General features: G+C 70.6%; 11 protein-coding genes and 1 pseudogene. 1 reads left to right on the top strand and 11 read right to left on the bottom strand.

Annotation, left to right across the window (positions count from 1 at the left end):
• Positions 1-195: 195 nt before the first annotated feature.
• From Vlu01_RS17955 to Vlu01_RS17930, 6 genes are all read right to left on the bottom strand, one after another.
• Positions 196-615, bottom strand: coding sequence for an SgcJ/EcaC family oxidoreductase (locus Vlu01_RS17955; protein ID WP_373307430.1), 420 nt, complete (start codon positions 613-615; stop codon positions 196-198).
• A 34-nt stretch (positions 616-649) separates the two neighbouring features.
• Complete coding sequence (locus tag Vlu01_RS17950; RefSeq protein ID WP_204000890.1) at positions 650-1,828, bottom strand: acyl-CoA dehydrogenase family protein; 1,179 nt, start codon at positions 1,826-1,828, stop codon at positions 650-652.
• Between the two features lie 140 nt (positions 1,829-1,968).
• Positions 1,969-2,754 (bottom strand): helix-turn-helix domain-containing protein, encoded by a 786-nt coding sequence (locus tag Vlu01_RS17945; protein ID WP_204000887.1) that lies wholly within the window; start codon positions 2,752-2,754, stop codon positions 1,969-1,971.
• 849 nt (positions 2,755-3,603) lie between these two features.
• Positions 3,604-4,620, bottom strand: coding sequence for an enediyne biosynthesis protein (locus tag Vlu01_RS17940; protein ID WP_239095968.1), 1,017 nt, complete (start codon positions 4,618-4,620; stop codon positions 3,604-3,606).
• Positions 4,617-6,608, bottom strand: coding sequence for a CRTAC1 family protein (locus Vlu01_RS17935; protein WP_204000883.1), 1,992 nt, complete (start codon positions 6,606-6,608; stop codon positions 4,617-4,619). The genes Vlu01_RS17940 and Vlu01_RS17935 overlap by 4 nt, the downstream gene beginning before the upstream one ends.
• A gap of 374 nt (positions 6,609-6,982) precedes the next feature.
• Complete coding sequence (locus tag Vlu01_RS17930) at positions 6,983-7,627, bottom strand: MerR family transcriptional regulator (RefSeq protein WP_275409371.1); 645 nt, start codon at positions 7,625-7,627, stop codon at positions 6,983-6,985.
• A 422-nt stretch (positions 7,628-8,049) separates the two neighbouring features.
• On the opposite strand from Vlu01_RS17930, the pseudogene Vlu01_RS27805 reads away from it, so the two are divergent.
• Positions 8,050-8,403: pseudogene (locus Vlu01_RS27805) on the top strand (helix-turn-helix domain-containing protein); the annotation flags it as partial.
• Positions 8,404-8,870: 467 nt separating this feature from the next.
• On the opposite strand, the gene Vlu01_RS17925 reads toward Vlu01_RS27805, so the two are convergent.
• The 5 genes from Vlu01_RS17925 to Vlu01_RS17905 form a co-directional block, all read right to left on the bottom strand.
• Positions 8,871-10,238: a cytochrome P450 gene (locus tag Vlu01_RS17925; RefSeq protein ID WP_204000877.1), complete on the bottom strand. Its 1,368-nt coding sequence runs from the start codon at positions 10,236-10,238 to the stop codon at positions 8,871-8,873.
• On the bottom strand, positions 10,235-10,786 hold the full coding sequence (locus Vlu01_RS17920; protein ID WP_204000875.1) for a flavin reductase family protein: 552 nt from the start codon (positions 10,784-10,786) through the stop codon (positions 10,235-10,237). Before Vlu01_RS17920 ends, Vlu01_RS17925 begins: the two co-directional genes overlap by 4 nt.
• Entirely contained in the window at positions 10,783-11,223 is a 441-nt protein-coding gene (locus tag Vlu01_RS17915) for an acyl-CoA thioesterase (RefSeq protein ID WP_204000873.1), read from the bottom strand. The genes Vlu01_RS17920 and Vlu01_RS17915 overlap by 4 nt, the downstream gene beginning before the upstream one ends.
• Positions 11,223-17,021, bottom strand: a complete 5,799-nt coding sequence (locus Vlu01_RS17910; RefSeq protein ID WP_204000871.1) for a type I polyketide synthase — start codon at positions 17,019-17,021, stop codon at positions 11,223-11,225. The genes Vlu01_RS17915 and Vlu01_RS17910 overlap by 1 nt, the downstream gene beginning before the upstream one ends.
• 128 nt (positions 17,022-17,149) lie before the next feature.
• Positions 17,150-18,136 carry a DUF1702 family protein gene (locus Vlu01_RS17905; protein WP_275409370.1) on the bottom strand — a complete coding sequence of 329 codons (987 nt, stop codon included), beginning with the start codon at positions 18,134-18,136 and terminating at the stop codon, positions 17,150-17,152.
• Positions 18,137-18,140 lie beyond the last annotated feature (4 nt).

Below are 18,140 nucleotides of genomic sequence, written 5' to 3'. Positions count from 1 at the left end.
GGCGGGCGGGATGGCCGCCCCCTTGCGCTTTGCCTCAGAACGGACGCCGACCGGTCTGCGCCACGGAGCCGGAGAGGCGGAAGTCGTGGGCGCCCTCGGGCGTGCAGCGGGTCAGCGTCGGCGGTCCGGGAACGACGTGCGGCCACCGCGCGGTCCCGGAGGAGGGATCGCGCGGTGGCCACGGGCGGCCCGCTCTCAGGCGGTGCCGGGGCTGTTCTGGTACGCGGCGAGCTGCCAGCCGCCGTCGCCCTTGACCATCAGCCAGCTGGCGCGGATCGCCCGCTCCGGCGCGACCGTGTTCTCGCCGGGCAGCAGGACACCGCCCTCGGTGAGCACGACGGCGACCTCCCCGTTGAGGAAGCGGATGTCGATGGGCTGGCCGGTGACGGTCGTGCCCCGGTACGGCCCGGCGAAGGCGTCACGCATGAAGGCCACGATGGCGTCGCGGCCCTTGAGGTACAGGTCCGGCAGGATCATGGTGCCGTCCTCGACGAAGACCGCGCCGAAGGCGTCGGCATCGTGCTGGGCCCACGCCGAGACGATGCGGCCGGGAAGCGCGGCCACCCCGGCCTGGTCGACGGGGCTGGGCCGGAAGCCCGCACTGGTTGTGGACACGATGGTGCTCCTCTGGATCGGGACCGGGGACCGGTCAGACGTACAGGCTGTTCGGCCCGAGTCCGCTGAGCAGACGGCCGTACAGCTCGGCGTTGGTGTCGGGATGCATCAGCGCGTGCAGGCTCATCGCCTGGATGTCCCGCTGGATGCGCTGGATGGGCACATCGAGGTAGATGGACGATCCGCCGCTGGCGTCGGCGAGAAGGGCGACGGCCTCACGGGCGCGCTGGACGGCAGCGCCCATGTCGGCGCGGGCGAGCACCCGTTCGTGCATCGTCCACGCGGCCTGCTCGGCGGCCTTACGGTCGACGGTCGCGGCCAGGCGATGGGCGTGGAACTCGGCCTCGTCGATCCGGGTGGCCGCGTCGGCGAGCCGCAGGTGCGTGATCGGCGCCTCGCGCTGGCTGGCGTAGTCGGTATAGGTGATCTTGCGATCGGCGAGCCGCTCGACGAACGCGTCCAAGGCCGCCTTCGCCAGGCCGAGCGCGACGCCGACCGAGGAGGCCGCGGCCACCGGCAACAGCGGCGCCTGGTAGATCCTGCTGGACTTGTTGGCGTTCGAGGCGCCCTGTCCCTGCAGTATCGCGCCCAGCGGCAGGAACCGCTCCTGGGGCACGAAGAGGTCCCGGGCCACGGTGCTGACGCTGCCGGTGCCCTTCAGGCCCGCGGTGTGCCAGTCGTCGACGACCTGCAGTTCGCTGGTGGGCACCAACGCGATGACCGGCATCGGCTCGGCCTCCGGCGCGAGCAGGACGGCGATGATGGCCTGCCAGCCGCTGTGCAGGGCACCGGTGATGAAGCCCCACTTGCCGTTCACCACGATGCCGCCCTCGGTGGGTGACGCCATGGCGCTGGGACTCAGCGTGCCGCAGATCAACGAATCGGGGCTGGTGAACACCGAGTCCTGGACGTGGTCCGGGAAGTGGGACGCCATCCAGGTCGGGATCCAGTAGACCGAGGCGGTCCAGGCGGCCGCCCCGTCCCCACGGGCCAGTTCGGCGGCGACGTCGACGAGCGTACGGGTGTCGCACTCGTAGCCGCCGTACGTCAAGGGGGTCCGCAGGCGGAACACGCCCGCCTCCGCCAGCGCGGCGACGGCCTCGTCGTGGATTCGTCGGTTCTCCTCGTGCCACGCTGAGAACGTCCGCAGCGTCGGTACGAGGTCGGACGCGCGACGTACCAACTCGGCGCGTCCGGGTAGATCGTTGCTCAAGGATGCCTCCTCAGAGATCCGGCTCGGCTGAGCCGGGACGGCGGTGCCCGCGGTCGCGTAACGTGGTCACGAAATCGACGGCAAGCGATATCTGGGGTCCTCCGACATGGAGGCCTGGGCCGTGCTGGCCGGGCGTACGATCAGGCGGCCCGCGCTACACCGCCCCAGCGGGCCCGGCGGACAGTCACGACGGCACGGACGTCGGGCAGCGCTACCAGCATCGGTGGATCGCACAGGCGCGCGGGCCTGAGCCGCACGACAAGATCGAGAGCCTGCTCCGGACCGATCCGGAACGGGCCGTGGCAGCCGAACATGGCGGCCGGTTCCGGCCCGACCCCACCATCCTCGCCCGGGACCGTACCGAGGGCGTGGCAGAGCAGGTACCACGTGCCCTCCGGCACCTCGCCGAGCGTGAAGCGCCCAGGGCCGCGCAGGGTCGTGCAGCTCACCGGGCGGCCCTCCGGGATCCGGCTCTTGAACAACCCCAGGAACACCGCGTCGAGCGGCGTCGACGAGCAGCCCGAGACGACGCCTGAGACGACGCCGGTGGCTGGCGTGGCACCGTCCGGTTCGTCGCGGACGATCGTCCGCAGCACACCCTCGCGCCGGCGGTACTCGGTGGGCGACAGACCGACGCTGCGGGTGAAACGCGAACTGAAAGTGCCAACGCTGTTGTACCCCACGTGCACGCTGATATCGGCGACGTTCATCGACGTCGAGAGCAGCAGCGACTTCGCGCGTTGCAGGCGCAGCGCCGACAGGAACCGACCGGGCGAGACGCCTGTCACGCGTTGGAAGACCCGTGTGTAGTGGAACTTGCTGAACATGGCGGCACGTGCCATGTCGTCCACGGTCAACTGCTCGCCGAGATTGTCCCGCATCAACACGATCGACCGCTCTACTGCATCAACAAAATGGCTGCTCACTACGCCTCCCCTGCCAATGGCGCACCATTAGCGACGATTCACGGGGCGAGAGAACAATCGCGCCCCGGCACGCGGCACCGCCGGCGATTCGCCGGGCGCACATTCAAACGCTCCGCATCGGCCACAAATCCTGGCGCCTGCGGCACAATCAGAGCCGAACCGTCTTCTGTCTTCCGTCACCGACCGCAGATGGTGTCGCAGCACGGGCTGCCACCCGTCGGACAGGCCACCGACCCAGGCGGGGTGACTCGACCGAGGTAGACCTGTGTCGGTCGTCGGATGCACGCATTAGCGACTGGCAACTTCCGCTCCCCTTGGACTCCGCACGCCTTGGGCATGCGATTGCGGTAATCCTCGCGTTACGGAGAAGAGCGCAGCATCTTGAAAAGTGCGGTCAATCCCGCACGCTCGAAGAAAAGATCAGTGCCACACATCACGCGGCGGCTCACCGACCAAGAAAGGACGGAAGGAGCCGCTGCGGTCACAACGCGTCATGAACGCGCCCGCGTTTCCCCGGATTCTCGACGCTAAGTCCGGTGCGAAACGTGACGGCCATGTCAGGGAGACGCACGGCAGGTCGGCTGAGACTCCGCCGGGGGGTGACTCACCGTACCGTCAGGGGCGGTCGACACGTACGCGCAGGGCGCGACCCGGAGCAGCACGTTCGGTCACCAGTGCCGTCCGCGGTGCGGCTGGAGGCGAACGTCCCATTAGACAGCACATCGACGTCGGTCGCCATAGTTCGCCTCCGCGACGCCCCGGCGGGCCCGTCCCCGCCGGGACACCGTTGCGGCCACAACGCCGCTGCCGCCGGCCGGGACGATGACCGCCGTCCCGGCCGGCACCAACTCACCTCGCGGGCTGCGGGCCGGGCTCCGGGCCGACGGGCCGGGTCTGCCGCGCCGGTCGGCGCAGCCAGGCGATCCACCACACGAGTCCGCGGATGAGGCAGACGAGGGTCAGCGCGAAGAAGGTCGTGTAAACGACGTTGAAGGCGATCAGAATTCCGTAGACGGCGGCCACGCCGCAACCGAAGGCGAACTGGTTCCACCCCTTGGTCGGCGTGGTCCCCGGATCAGTGATCATGTAATTCGTGAACAGGACGAACGCCACCCCGGTTATCGGGACCAGCGCACCCCACAGCGCCACGTCGAGCGTCCAGTGCCGGACCAACGCCTGGATCACGAAACCGCCGACCCAGCCGAGGATGAGCGGAACCTTCTTGGTCAACATCGCGTTCAGGACGGTGCCCGAGGTGATGATGAACAGCGGCACGATGATGCTGATCGCGTCGGGCACGTGTTCGGTGAAGTGGTACGGCGGCGCCACGTTCACCCACGGAAACATCAACAGAGCCACGGTGATACCGAGATTGGACGGATTCATGAAGTGCCGCATCCGTCCGTTGACCGGCGCGCGGAGCACGGCCTTCTGACCGATGGCGACGACGACCGCGAACGCGATCGGCCAGAACCGATCGTTGGCGTACAGCAGCATGTTCACCGCGAGGGCGGTGATGTGTGTGGGAAGCAGGAACTCGAACATTCCCCGCGCCCCGCGACCGGTGAACTCAGGTGCGCGCCGATGCGCGGCCGCGGTGACCAGTTCGATCAGGATCTCCGCCGCGTAGCCGACCAGCAGCGCGAGGATCGGCCACGCCCACGGCTGCTCGAAGCCGAGCACCGTGTAGCCGAGGATGTTGAAGACGGTCATCGAGATGGCGAAGTTCCGCAGCGCGAGGTAGCGCGGGTCCTTCGGCGGCGTAGCGGTTTTCGGCCGACCGCTGGGCGGATCCCCACCGACCCGCTGGGGGACGGCTGGACGGTCGGTGCGACGGTCGGTGCGGTCGATGGACGGGGCGCTCACGGCACCCTCACCGCCTTGGCCTGATCGGTGAGCATCAGGCTGTGCCAGCCGCGGGTCATCTGCTGTGTCCGGGTGTGCACCACGCCGTCGAGGTCACGCCAGGCAAGTTCGACCGAGACCGGCTGTTCGCCAATCTCGCCCAGCCCGAACACCAGATCGAAGCTGCGCTTGCCGGAGTGGCCGCCCCCGCCATCGAGCTGGGCGAGCCGGATACGCCCGTCGGGCGTACGGACCCTTACCTGGGCGCCGTACGCCGGTGTGCCGATCGCGTCCGGTGAGGTCGCCGGCCGGTAGAGGCGCAGACCGAGGAAGTCTCCGGGACGCGCCGTGGTGTTGCGGTAGAAACTCGGCTGGCCCCACTGGCGGGCCACCGCGAAGTCCTGGGTGCCGTTGCCGTCGACATCGGCGATCGCAACGCCGCGACTCGGCGTGTCGTCGGTCATGCCGAGTTCCGCGCCGAGGTTGGCGTACCGACCGTTGCCCTCCGCCGCCCAGAACGCGATCGGCTGCGAGCCGGCAATGTCGTCGCCCGGCCGCGAGTTCGGCCACATCTGGGGATTACGCAGCATGAGGTCGTTCGCCATGGCCAGCTCCTGGAGCCAGGCCCACCGGTTGAGGCTGCCCTTGATGAAGCCGTTGGTCTGTACGACCTCGACCTCGCCGTCGTTGTCGAAGTCCGCCATCTTCGTGTCCCAGCCCCAGCCCGACCAGGCGAGGTTGCGGTCGGCCGCCTCGTTCTCGTACGGCGCCCGACCGGCACGCAGCATCTCACCGGCAGCCTGGGGGCTCGATGCGATGTTGCGCCAGACGAAGGTGCTCTCCTCCAGCCCCCACGAGGTGGTGATGTTGCTGACGAAGGCGTCGAAGCGGCCACTACCGTGCAGGTCACCGAACTCGATGGACATGCCCTTGAAGGAGTCGTGGCCGAGAACCAGCGACTTCGGGGTGAACGGGTCCCGCTCGCCCTCGGCCAGCTCGAAACGGATCTCGCCGGCAACCGATCGGTTGTGGAAGAAGCGGTCGTTGCCGAAGTCGTTGGCGAGGTAGAGCTCCGGCAGCAGATCCCCGTCCAGGTCGGCTGAGGCCGCGCCCAGGGTCCACCCGCTTCCGACCGCCGGGTCTATCGCGACCTGCTCGGTGTACGTGACCGAGGGCTCGCTGCCGGCCTGGGCCGAGGTCCAGCGCAGGATGTGTGCCCCGCCGGCATTTCGGGCCCGGGACATCGAGTGGTTCATCTGCACCCCTGCCCGCCCCTGGGGATCGAGCACCTGGGAGTCGGGGAAGTAGTTGAAGACGCCGATGTCGACGTGCCCGTCACCGTCGAAGTCCGCTACGGCCACGGCATTGGTGTTCCAAAGCTGCCCGTCGTACACCCCGTCGCCGCGGTCGCGGGTCGGCACGAGTTCCGTCGGCCGGAAGCGGCCCGGGGCGAGCGGTGCCCGGCCGCCGCGGTTCATGAACAACACGGGGGTACGTCCCCAGTAGTAGACCAACAGATCGGTCCAGCCGTCCTCGTTGAAGTCACCGGGTACACAGCCCATCGGCGCCATCGCGCGGTGGGTCGGCAGTGGGGTCGGAGTCAGGATGAACGGCTGGTACACGTTGGCGCTGCCCGGTGCCGGCGTGATGATCACGCTGTCACTGCGGGGATCCACGAGGCACACGTCGTTGGCCACACCGCCGCCATCGAGATCGTTGATGGCGACTGCGGCGCCGACCGACGACACCCAAGACCGGATGTGCTCGTACTCGGGGTTCACCACCCGGACGCTGCGCTCGGGCAGGCCGTCCGGCAGTACGATCGGCAGCTCGGTGAATCCGAACCGGGCGGCCAGCCGGGCACGGTCGGTCGGCGACGCCTGCGGCAGTCTCGCCAGGAGGTAGGTGGCGACCAATAGCACGATCACCGTGAACACGGGTATGAGCCGGCGTAAGATGCCGACCGGTTGCGATGCCAACGGGCTCCCCTTCGAATGTGGCAGCGCCATCGCGACAACGTCGCACGCTGCGTCGAAATGCGACGGTCCGGGACAACCGGCGATTGGTCCGCTTCCGCGTTCCCCGTGGACGTCCGGTGCCGCATCCGCTTCTACGCACGGGCACGAGGCAGGTGACCGCGGCCCCGACAATGGCCGGGAAACGCGCCGGGATTTCGCGCCCACGCATTAGGCGCGGTGTGGATACACCGGCTTGAGAACGACGACCGCACCATCGGAGTGGTCCCGAACCACAAACATCATGGCCGACGCGCGTTATTCAGTTCTTCTCGCAGGTTGCGGTGGCATTCGGGGTGGATGCGCCGGGCAGTGTCGGCGGCGCCGGACGCAGGACCCCACCGCTCCGCGTCCGACGCCCCCGGCTTTCACGGTCGTTCGCCGCGCTCCGCTCCGCCGGCTTGACCCAGGTGTTCCCGGGCGAGTCGCCGCAGCGCCAGCAGAGCGGCGTCCAGCAGGACGAGTTGTGCGACCACGGCCACCGCGTCGGCCTCCGACTCGATCCGTGGCGGCAGCCCGGCTGCCTCCATGGTGGTCAGCGACATCGCCATCGCCGCGTAGGGCATCAGGGCGCTCACCTCGACGCCGGCATGCTGTTCCAGCGCCGCGAGCACCTGGGCCAGTGTGTGTCGGCCGGGCGAGTCCGGATCGACCCGCCAGCCCAGGTCGTCGACGAGGGCGTCTACGCGGGCTGCCGCCTGTCGACTCCCGACGACCTCGGTCGCACCCGTGTCCCCGGCGGTCATCGCGTCGTTGATGACCGCGGAGAGGTCCGCGGTCCGGGTTCCCCCGTCGTCCAGCGCCCGCACGACCGTACGCACCGAGGCCAGGCTCATCCCGCCGAGGACGGTCAGCGTCCGGATGAGCGCCAGCCGGGACAGATGCCGCTCGTCATAATGCAGCTGCCGGCTTTCCCGAACCGATCTTCCGGGCGGAAGCAGCCCCTCTCTCAGGTAGAATTTGATGGTTGGTATCGGCATTTCCGCACGATGACTCAGCTCTCCAATCCGCACAGCAACTCTGCCCTACGTACGCATTTACAGGACTTGCCGGATATCCGGCATATAGGCTAGGAAATCCCTTATGTCGCACGGCAGAGGCTCACCCCCTCGCTCAAGAGTCTGCCGCGCCGCGCTCGCCGAGATCACGGACGGTGGCCGGCCTGCGGTAGCGGTGCCAGCCGGGCGCCACCGGGTCGTCGCACCCCAGGACATTGCGAGCGTCCACTTGAGACGCTTTTGCCAGAACCTCTCCGGAAATAGCAAATAGTGCCACTATCTGTTACTGGCGGTAACCCATTCAAGAGCGTCATAAAATCGGGAGTTGCCCATTCCAATGACGGGCGATAGCATCTAACGCCAGCAAGACGCCGATAAATGGGAACCTCCTCGGAAGAACAAATCTATGCGCATACATAGCCAAGCGGCGCCGCGTCATGGACGCCCCCAACGAACGTTCGACCGACCCTCCGGGTGATTCGATGTTGATGGGGGAGGTAGCCGTCAGGCGTGCATTGTGGACGATGCGCGAAAGGCTTGGGGAGCCGCTGACAATCGACGAACTCGCGAGCGTGGCGATGTTCAGCAGATATCACTTTTCGCGGCTGTTCCGCCGGATGACAGGGATATCACCGGGACGCTTCCTCGCCGCGATCCGGATTCAGGAGGCCAAGCGCCTGCTCGCCCACACGTCGATGACCGTGGCGAGCATCAGCATCTCTGTCGGATACACCAGCCTCGGCACCTTCAGCTCGCGATTCCATCGCAGTGTCGGAGTGTCCCCGATGGCCTACCGGCGTCGATTCCTCGATCCGCTGCCGCCGATCGGGCAGAACCGGTCGCCGCAGGGCAGCGCCGTCATCAGCGGGGAGATGCGCACCTTCTGCCCACGCTTCGCCAAGCCCATCTTCATTGGACTGTTCCCGGACGCCATCGCCGAGGGCCCTCCGGAGAGCTGGACCACCTTGAGCCGTCCCGGCCCCTACCGGCTCTCCGGGATCAGCGCCGGTGACTGGTACCTCGTCGCGCACTCCGTGGGTCAGTGGCAGTGCCCGCCGATCGACCAGCACCAGGCCGACCACATCACCGGGGTCGCCCGGTACGGGCCGATCCGGGTCACCGAGGGTGAAAACGTACAGGGGGCGGAGGTGTTCGTCCGCCCTCACCGCGACCTCGACCCACCGGCGCTGCTGTCCCTGCTCGACCTGTCCCCCGAGACGGTGCTCAGGATCCGACGCTCCCAGGGACGCGACCGCCGTCAGCCGCCCCCGTCCACCGTTCTGACCAGCATCGGCAACCCGCCACGGATCCTCAGCGACAGCATCGGCTCCGGGACGACCTGGTGCCCGGGTGGCGTCGAGAGTCGGAACTCCCGGGCGATCATCGCCAGCACGAACACCGCCTCCATCAAACCGAGGTTGCTGCCGACGCAGATGCGTGGGCCGGCCCCGAACGGGATGTAGGCGTACCGGGGTCGGTCCCGCACCCTGGTCGGGTCGAACCGCTCCGGGTCGAACCGCTCCGGGTCCACCCAGAACTCCCGGTGCCGGTGCAGGGTGTACGGCAGGATGACCACATCGGCTCCGGCCGGCACCGCGTGCCCACCCACCACGTCGGGCGCGACGGCGATCCGGGGCAGCAGCCACACCGGCGGGTGCAGCCGCATCGCCTCCTTCACCACCATCGTGGTGTAGCGCAGCTGGTGCAGGTCCTCGTAGCCAGGTAACCGCCCGCCCAGCACGGCCTGCGCCTCCGCCCGCAACCGGTGCCGCACCTCCGGCTCGCGGTCGACGCGGTACAACGTCCAGCCGAGGGTGCTGGCGGTGGTCTCGTGGCCGGCCAGGAGCAGCGTGACCAACTCGTCGCGAAGTCGACCACGCGCGACCCGGGGATCCGGCTCAGCACGGGTGGAGACGATGAGCCGGGAGAGGACGTCGTCCTGGCCGTCGGCATCACCCGCCCGCGCCGCCACCAACTGGTCTACTACCCGTTGCAGCTCACGACGGGCCCGCCGGAAGCGCAGCTGGCGAGGCAACGGCACCCAGGCGGGCACCATCCCGAGTGTGGCCAGCTCGAACATCGCCTGGTCCTGGACGGCCGCGAACTCCTCGCCGACGGACCCGAACGGGCTCAGGTCGGCATCGAGCAGGGTCCGGCCCAGCACGCCCAGGGTGAGGCCGGTGAACTCGGCGACCACGTCCACCGCAGCCCCGCCCTCACGCTGGCGGAGCCGGTGGACCAACCGCTGCGCCTCGGCCGCGATGAGGCCGGCGTGGTGGGCCAGCCGCCGCGGCTGGAACACCGGCTGGATCACCTTGCGCTGCTTGCGCCACAGCTCGCCCTCGCTGGTCAGCAGGCCGTCCCCGAGCGCCCGTCGGGCATGCACCAGACCGATGCCCTTGCGATAGTTGCCCGCGTTGTCGGCCAGCACGTGCTGCGCGTGGTCCGGGTGGTTGAACACGTGCAGCCTCTTGTGGCCCACCGGGATCCGCACCGCATCGCCGTACCGGTCGACGGCGTCACTGATCATCCCCAGCCGATCGCGGGTCATCACCGCCAGCATCCGCAGCGCCGCCCGCCTGGGCGGCCCCGGCGGCGCCACCGGTCGTGGGTCCCGTGCCGTCATCCCCGTGCCCTCCACTCGTACTCGGTCGTGCCCAGCTGTCCGTCGTGGAACAGCAGGGCTCCGCCTGCGGCGACCCGCACGGCCGAGAGCAGCCGGCCGACGACGATCGTGTGGTCACCGCCGTCGTACCGTCGCCACGACTCGCACTCGAACCAGGCCAGGGCACCGGCGATCAGCGGTACACCGGTCCGTGCCCCGGGCACCGTCCGGATCTCGGCGAACTCCCCCGGGCCGACCGGGCGTCGGGAGTCGGCGAAGTACTGCGCGATGCCGGCGTGACCGGCCGCGAGCACGGAAACCCCGAAGCTCGACGCGCCCGCCAGGCAGGCGTGCATCACCGTGGAACGGCCGACGCAGACGAGCACCAGCGGCGGGTCGAGCGAGACGGACGCGAAGGAGTTCGCCGTCATGCCGTGCGGATGCTCACCCCCCACCGTCAGCACGGTCACCCCGGTGGCGAAGGTGCCGAAGACCCGCCGCAGTTCACGGCCGGTGGCGAGGTGCCCATCGGGTGGGGGGTCGGTTCGCGCACCCGCCGCCCCGGTCACGACGCCTCCGCCCGCACGTACGGCGCGAGCGCCTGGGCCAGGGCCTCTGGTACCCGGGTGGGCACGGTACGGGTGTTCGGGCCCCGCATGCAGGCCACCCGCTGCATCCCCCGCGCCACCAGCGTCTCGCCCCCGGTCTCGGCGAGGCGCAGGTAGTCGAAGCCGAACTCGACCTGCGTCTGCGCCAGTTCGACCAGTCGCATCCGGACGGACACCTCGTCGAGAGCGGAGATCTCGGCGAAGAACTCGCAGTCGACCCGCAGGGTGAACAGCTTGAGATCCGCTCGCAGGTCGTCGAGCACCTGCGGCACCCGTTCCCGCAGGAACATCTCCCGACATCGGCCCTGCCACCGCAGGTAGTGCACGTAGTAGACGTTGCCGACGAGGTTGGTCTCCTCGAACCCGACCACGTGCCGGTACTCGAAATAACGGGACATCAGCCCTCCCCTGTCAGTAGCCCGAATACCACCGGCTCGGACACGTCCCGCAACGCCGTCACGAAGGTCGCGACGGTGATCGGTCCCGCGCTGAGCACCACCCAGCCGGGGTGCTCGACGGGCCGGACGGTGAGCGGGCCCGCCAGGGGCTCGCCCGCCTTCTGCAGGCATTCCATGGCCACCCAGACGCGGGTACCCGCCACGTCGCGGTTGTCGCCACCCTCCGGGCCGGTCAGCAGCGGCAGCAACTCCGCGTGTGCGCCGAGCAGACCGCGCCACTCCACCGGGGTGCGGGGCACGACCGCCTCCACGTCACAGGCGGTCGGCTGGGACGCCACCGCGCACACCGTCAGGCCCGCGCCGTGCGCGAACGACACCTCCCGGCCGCCGTCGATCTCCGGCCGGCCGTCAGCGCGGTACCGCACCGGCCACCTGCGCCCGGTGGCGCGAGCCAGTGCCCGGGCCGAGCGGGACCTGCGGGTGGCCAGCGGATCGCCGGTCTCCGCCGCGTCCGCGCCGTCGGGCTCGACCCCGACCGCGATCTCGACGCCGGTCAGCTCACCGACCGCGCGTTGCAGGAACGGCCCGAGCAGCGGCGCGAGCCACGGGCCCCGCCCGTCGCCACGGCGTACGGCGCGCAGACTCAACCCTTCCCAACGTTCGACCACCTCGCCGTCGCCGGTCCGCAGCACCACGTCGTACACGTAGGTGTCTCGGTCGCGGGACCGTTCGACCGCCTGATACCGGTACGGTCCCGGCCCGTTCCCGCCTGCGGCCGTCCAGATTCGCGCGACGCCGGTCGGCAGGAGGGTGGCGTTGGGTACGCAGACCTGGTTGCCGTGCATCAGCGCGTCCCGGACGCCGGGGTCGCCGAGCAGCAGGGTCCGTGGATGGAAGGCGGCGAACCAGTCGTGTTCCTCGGAAAGCAGGGCCGCGTCGACCTCGCGGGCCGCCGCGTGGTGGTAGCGCAGCACGCGCTGGAACCGCCGGCCCTGGAACAGCAGGTCACCGTAGAGCTCTGTCGCCGGGCGCAGCGGTACCTCCGGCACGTCCGTCGGCACCGGCCGGGGCGGTCCGTCGGGTACGGCCGGCGTGCCGTAGCGCAGGCGGGCCCGGAAGTGTTCGGCGGCGAACCGGGTCTCGCTGCTGTGGATGGCCACCTGCACCACGTCGGGGCCGGTAGCCACGGCGGCGACGCGGATCCGGGTCGCCCCGTCCGGTGCGACGACGATCGGTCGCAGGAACTCCGCGTCCTGCACCGTCGGCGCCGACGACCGGCCGGTCAGGGCCGATGCCACCTGAGCCATCGCCTCCATGCCGAGGACCGCCGGAAACAACAGATTCCCGTCGAGGTGGTGATCGGACAGGTAGGGGTCGCTGCCGGTACTCAGCTCCGCCTCGGTCACCAGCTCGACCCGGGGATAGTGCACCAGCGGCCGTTCCAGGAACCGCAGCAGCGGTAGCTCCACCCGCTCGTAGCGGACGGTGTCGATGCCGGAGGTGCGTCCACTGACCACCACCACCGGCGGCGCCGCCGGGTCGGTCACCAGCCGGCGCAGGAGTTCGACACCCTGGGTGGGAGTGATCGGCGTGACGCCCTGCCGGGCCAGCGTGTCCACGACGGAGAGCCGCTCGCCCATCCCCACGCCGGACCACACCGACCATTCCAGGCAGACCGAGCGGCAGCTCGGATGCTCCTCGCCGACCGTCCGGGTCAGGTCGGCCAGCCACTCGTTGGCCGTCGCGTAGTGGGCCTCGCCCTGAAGGCCGGCCCGGCCGATGATGCTGCCGAGGGTGACCAGCAGACGCAGGTTGCCGGCCCCGACGACGTCCAGCACCGCGCGCAGCCCACCCACCTTCGCGGCGAAGGCACGCCGCAGCGCCGCGGTGTCGAGGTGGTCCAGCGCCGCCGGTTCGTTGGTACCCGCGCCGTGCAGCACCGCGGTCACCGGACCGAGCTCCCGGACGGTCTCGTCGACGGCCGCCGCCACCTGCGCCGGTTCGGTGACGTCGGCCCGCACGTAGTGGGCGGTCACGCCGTGATGGGCCAGCCGCTCCAGGTTCGCCGCCAGCTCCGAGTCGGTCGCCGGGTCAGACCGGCCGAGCAGGGCGAGCCGGGCGCCGGTCTCCACGGCCAGGGCGAAGGCGCACTCGGCCGTGATGCCCTTGCCGCCGCCGGTGACCAGCAGGACGTCCGACTCGTCCAGTGGCGCCCGGGTCTGCTCCGCTTGAAGGGGCATCGCGCGCAGCGTCGGCACCCGCCGCACGCCGTCGAGGTCGTAGTACGCCTCGGCGTACTGGTCGGTCGCCCGCACCTCGCCGACGACGTACTCGATCGCGTCGGCGGTGGCCGGGACGTGCGCGATCGTCACCCGCACCCGGGGCTGCTCCATGCGCAGCGTCTTCGCCAGGCCCGCGGCACCGCGATCATGCTGGACGAGCACGAACCGGTCGACGTCCGCATCGGCCAGCGCTTCCTGGGCGCCGTGCAGCGCTCGCTCCAGGTCGGGCTCCGTACAGCCCGGCGGTAGGCAGACCAGCACACCGGAACCGGTCTCTGTCGCCGCTAGCCGGTCGGCGAGGGCGGCGGCGAACGGGTGGTCCGCCGGTGCGTACAGTCGCCAGCCGCCCGGCCCGAGCGGGTCGACCGGCTCGGGCACCGGGGCCGGGTCCAGGTCGACCACCCAGGCCCGGGCCCAGCTCTCCGCGCCGACGACCGGCGGGCTGGCCGCGACGGCGGTCTCCCCACCGGTCGCGTGCAACTCCTCGAGCGCGGTGGCGAGTTCCCGTACCGACGCCGCCGCGAAGTTCAGGGGCATACTCACCGCGCCCAGGCCCATCCGCTCGGCCACCTCGTTGACGAGGTTGCCGACGGTGATCGAGCTCAGGTGCAGGTCGTCCAGGAGCCGGCTGTCCGGCCGCACCATCTCGACCGGGAGTTCCGCCCGCGTCGCGGCCATCTGCCGGAGCAGGTCGAGCGTCCCCGACCCGGACCGGTCGGCGGGATCCGCGGGCCACGTCGTCCTGGCCGGGCAGGCGGCCGGACCAACGGCCGCGCCCTCTCCCCCGGCGACGGCGGCTACCGGCACCGCCTCGCACGGGCTGGTCAGCACCGCCGGTGGCGCGGTGATGTCGATCGGACGGGCCAGGCGGTCCTCGAACAGCGCGGCGGGCATCCCGGCCGCGCCGCGGACGTACGCCGCCCCGACCACCTGTAGCAGGCTGACCAGCGACTCGTCGTCGGTGTCCAGCGGTACCGCTGTGACCCCGGTGGCCTCGGCCGCGAGCCGCGACAGCACCCGGCCCGGTCCCACCTCCACGAAGAGGTCGACCTCCCCGCTGGCAACGGCGACGGCCTGGCTGAACCGCACCGGCTCGGTGATCTGCCGGCGCAGCAGGGACGGCACGTCGGTCTCCGCCGGCAGCGACTCGCCGGTGACGGTGGAGACGACCCGACGTCCGAGGGGGGCGAGGTCGGCGCCGACCAGCGTGGCGGCGAACACCTCGGCCGCCGGCGCGACCAGCGGCGAGTGGAAGGCGTGGGAGACCGCCAGCGGGGTGGCGCCCATGCCGTCGGCGGCAGCCCGGCGGCACGCCTCACGTACCGCGGCGACCGCACCGGCGACCACCGTCTGCGCGGGACCGTTGTATCCGCTGACCACGACCGGCAGCCCGTCGATGAGACGCTCGACGATGGCCGGTGGGGCGGCGATCCCCGCCATGGTGCCCGACGCGCTGTGCCGCGCCATGGCCGCACCCCGCGCGGTCGCCATCCGCAGCAGCTGCGCCTGGTCCATCACTCCGGCCCAGTGCAGCGCGGTCAGCTCGCCGAGGCTGTGGCCGACGGCCACGGTGGCCTCGATGCCGAGCAGCGTCAGCGCGGACAGGCCGGCGACCGAGCCGGTGACGATGCGGGGTTGGGCGACCTGGGTGGCGACCTGGTCGGCGTCGCCCGACAGCGCCGCCTGCCGATACACCGTGTCCACCACCGGGAACCTGCGCCGCAGCGCACCACCGGCCGTGCCCCGACCGGAGCCCTGGCCGGGAAAGAGGTAGCCGATTCGGGCTCGGCCGGTGACCTGCCCCAGGAAGACCCGATCCGCACCGGGGGGAAGCGACTCCTCGCCCCGGCTCACGGCGTCGACGATCCGGCGCAGTTGGCGTTCGGCATCCTCCGGGTTCACCACTACGACCGCGGCCCGGTACGGCAGGTCGCGCAGCTCGTGCCGAAGCATCACGGCGAGGTCGGTCAGCTGCGCGTATGTGGCGGCGCCGGCGAACGCGGCGAGTTGCTCCGCCCGGTCCCGCAAGGCCGCCCAGGACATCCCGTCGAGCACGAGCAGCTCGGCGTCCTGCGCTCCGACTGCCAGCGTCGCGGTCCGTGAGTCGAGCCCGCCCGGGCGCCTGGCCCGGCTGCTCTCCACCACCACGTGGGTGTTGATCCCGCCGAAGCCCATGGCGGTGATGCCAGCCCGTAGCGGGGCACCGGTCGGCCAGGGTTCGGCGGCCGGAAGCACCCGCAGGGTGCGCTGCGCCCCGGTGAGCAGTTCGTGGGGCTCGGGGCAACCGAGCGCCGGGGGCAGCACCTGTTGGTGCAGCGCAAGGACGGCCTTGATCAGACCGGCGACCCCGGCTGCGGCCTTGGTGTGCCCGATCATGGCCTTGATCGAGCTGATCACGGCGGGCGGCGCGTCGGGGTCGGCCATCCGGCGGGCCTGGGACAGCGCGGACAGCTCGGTGCTGTCGCCCACCTTCGTACCGGTGCCGTGCCCTTCGAACAGCGCGACCGTCTCCAGTCCGAACCCGGCCCGCGCGTACGCCCGCCGCAACGCCAGTTGGTAGCCGCCGATCTCGGGTCGGGTGATGCCACCACGGCCGTCGGAGGAGACGCCCCAACCGGCCACGGTCGCGTAGATACGGTGTCCGGCGCGCCGGGCGTCCGGCTCGCGCATGAGTACCACCATGCCGCAGCCCTCACCCGGCCAGAACCCGTTGGACTCGCGGTCGTACACCCGCATCTCGCCGGTGGCGAGGGCGCCCGTCCGCGCGAACCCGATGATCTCGAACGGGTCGATGGAGAGGTCGACCCCGCCGGTCACCATGACGTCGACATCGCCGTCGACTAGTGACCGGCAGGCGGTGGTCACCGAGAGCAACGACGATGAGCAGGCACCGTCCACCGTGTAGCCGCCCCCACGCAGGTCGAAGTGGTTGCAGATGCGGCCGGCGATGGTGTTCGACAGCGCCCCGGCGAGGGTGTCCTCGTCGATGGGTGGGAAGGGCCGCTTGTAGTCGGCCTCGACGAGGTCGAGGAAGTCCCGCAGCCGCTCCTCGTCCCAGTCCAGCTCGGACAGGGCGGGCGCGAGCACCCGCCGGACGAATGGCCAACGCAGTCGTAGCTGGTTGGCCCGGGCGAACTCCCCGGTGAGGCTGTTGCCGACCACCACCCCGGTGCGCTCGGTGGGCAGCCCCGCCCCCATCGGGAAGCCGGCGTCGGCCAGCGCCGCGGCGGCGACCTCCAGGGCCAGCCAGTGCGTCAGGTCGGTGGACCGGTAGGTGCTGCCGGCCACCTTGAAGGCGACCCGGTCGAACTCCCAGTCCTGCAGCACGGCGGCGTTGCGGGCGTAGAAGCGGTCCGGCGCGGCGGGGTCGGCCGACCAGTAGTCGTCCAGACGCATCCGGGCGTCGGGCAGCCGGCGGAAGGCGCGCCGGCCCGCGACCGCGTTCTCCCACAGCTCCGTCGGCGACGACGCGTCCGGGTATCGGCAGGCCATCCCGACGATGGCGATCCTTGTCATGGTGGCGGAATCTCCGATCTGGTCGCAGCGGCGACCGCAGTGGCTAGTGCGGTGTCCAGGCCCGATTCCAACGCCGCCGGTCGTCGGCTGGGCCCGGTGCGGCCCGGTGAACGCTTCTGGCCACCGCACTAGCGGTCGTTCGCGACGCGGGCGCGCTGGCCGACGACGAAGGTGTCCCGGACCCAGTTCCGCCAGATCTCGTACATCGGTGGCTCACCGGGCAGCGACAGGCCCGGACGGACCCGGTCGGTGACCGCCGCCGCGTCGGCCGGCGAGAGGTCGCAGAACAGCCCGGTGGCCAGCTCCACGTGAGGCACCACGAGCCCCGCCCGGACCCGGGCCGCCGCGGCGAACGCCGCGCCCTGCGCAAGGTGGGTGCGGTAGCTGGCCGCCCGCCGCCACAGCTCGCGCAGTTCGGTTTCGTCGGCTCCGCCGGCATAGGTGGCGGCCAGTCCGACGCCGCTGTACAGATCGGCCCGACGGGATTCGGCGAACCCCTCGACCAGGCGGGTGACCTGGAGTACGTCGGTGCCGCCGACGAACCACAGGGCACGACCGATGCCCTGGTCGATGACCCGGGTGGCGTACCCGGTGTCGTCGTCCACGGGCCAGGGGAACCGCTTGTGTCGGAACTGCTCGATCACGTACTTGTGGGTGTGGAAGTACGCCTGGTGGAAGCCGTACCCGTCGAGCACGAGCCAGCGCAGCAGTGGATCCGGGGCGTACAGCCGGGACCACCGGAACCGGGGCAGCCGGGCCATCGCCCAGCCGATCCCGACGTACGCCATGTAGATGTGCGGGTTGCCGGGGCCGGCGAGGAACTCCTTGACCCGGCCCCCGCCGAACGGCAGGCAGTCGCGGACGGCCAGTCCCATCGCCGCGCCCTCGTAGGCGAAGCCGCGGAAGCGGGTCGGTATCCGTTCCAATGCCGGCTCGGTGTCGGCGACCCGGCGGGCCTCGGCCGCTTCGCCGTACCCTTCGAGGAACGTCCGGCCTATCGTCTCGAGCAGGTCCCGCGCCTGCTCGGATCGAGTGTGGAAGCCCCGCACGCTCATCCGGGTTTCGCTGGTGTCCGGCGTCAGGGCGGCTCGGCGCAACGAACCGATGAAAGCCACAGTT

It is taken from the genome of Micromonospora lutea, assembly GCF_016863535.1.
Taxonomy (GTDB): Bacteria; Actinomycetota; Actinomycetes; order Mycobacteriales; family Micromonosporaceae; genus Micromonospora; species Micromonospora lutea.
Note: the sequence above shows the minus strand (reverse complement) of the source record. Positions and strands in the feature narration are given on the sequence as shown.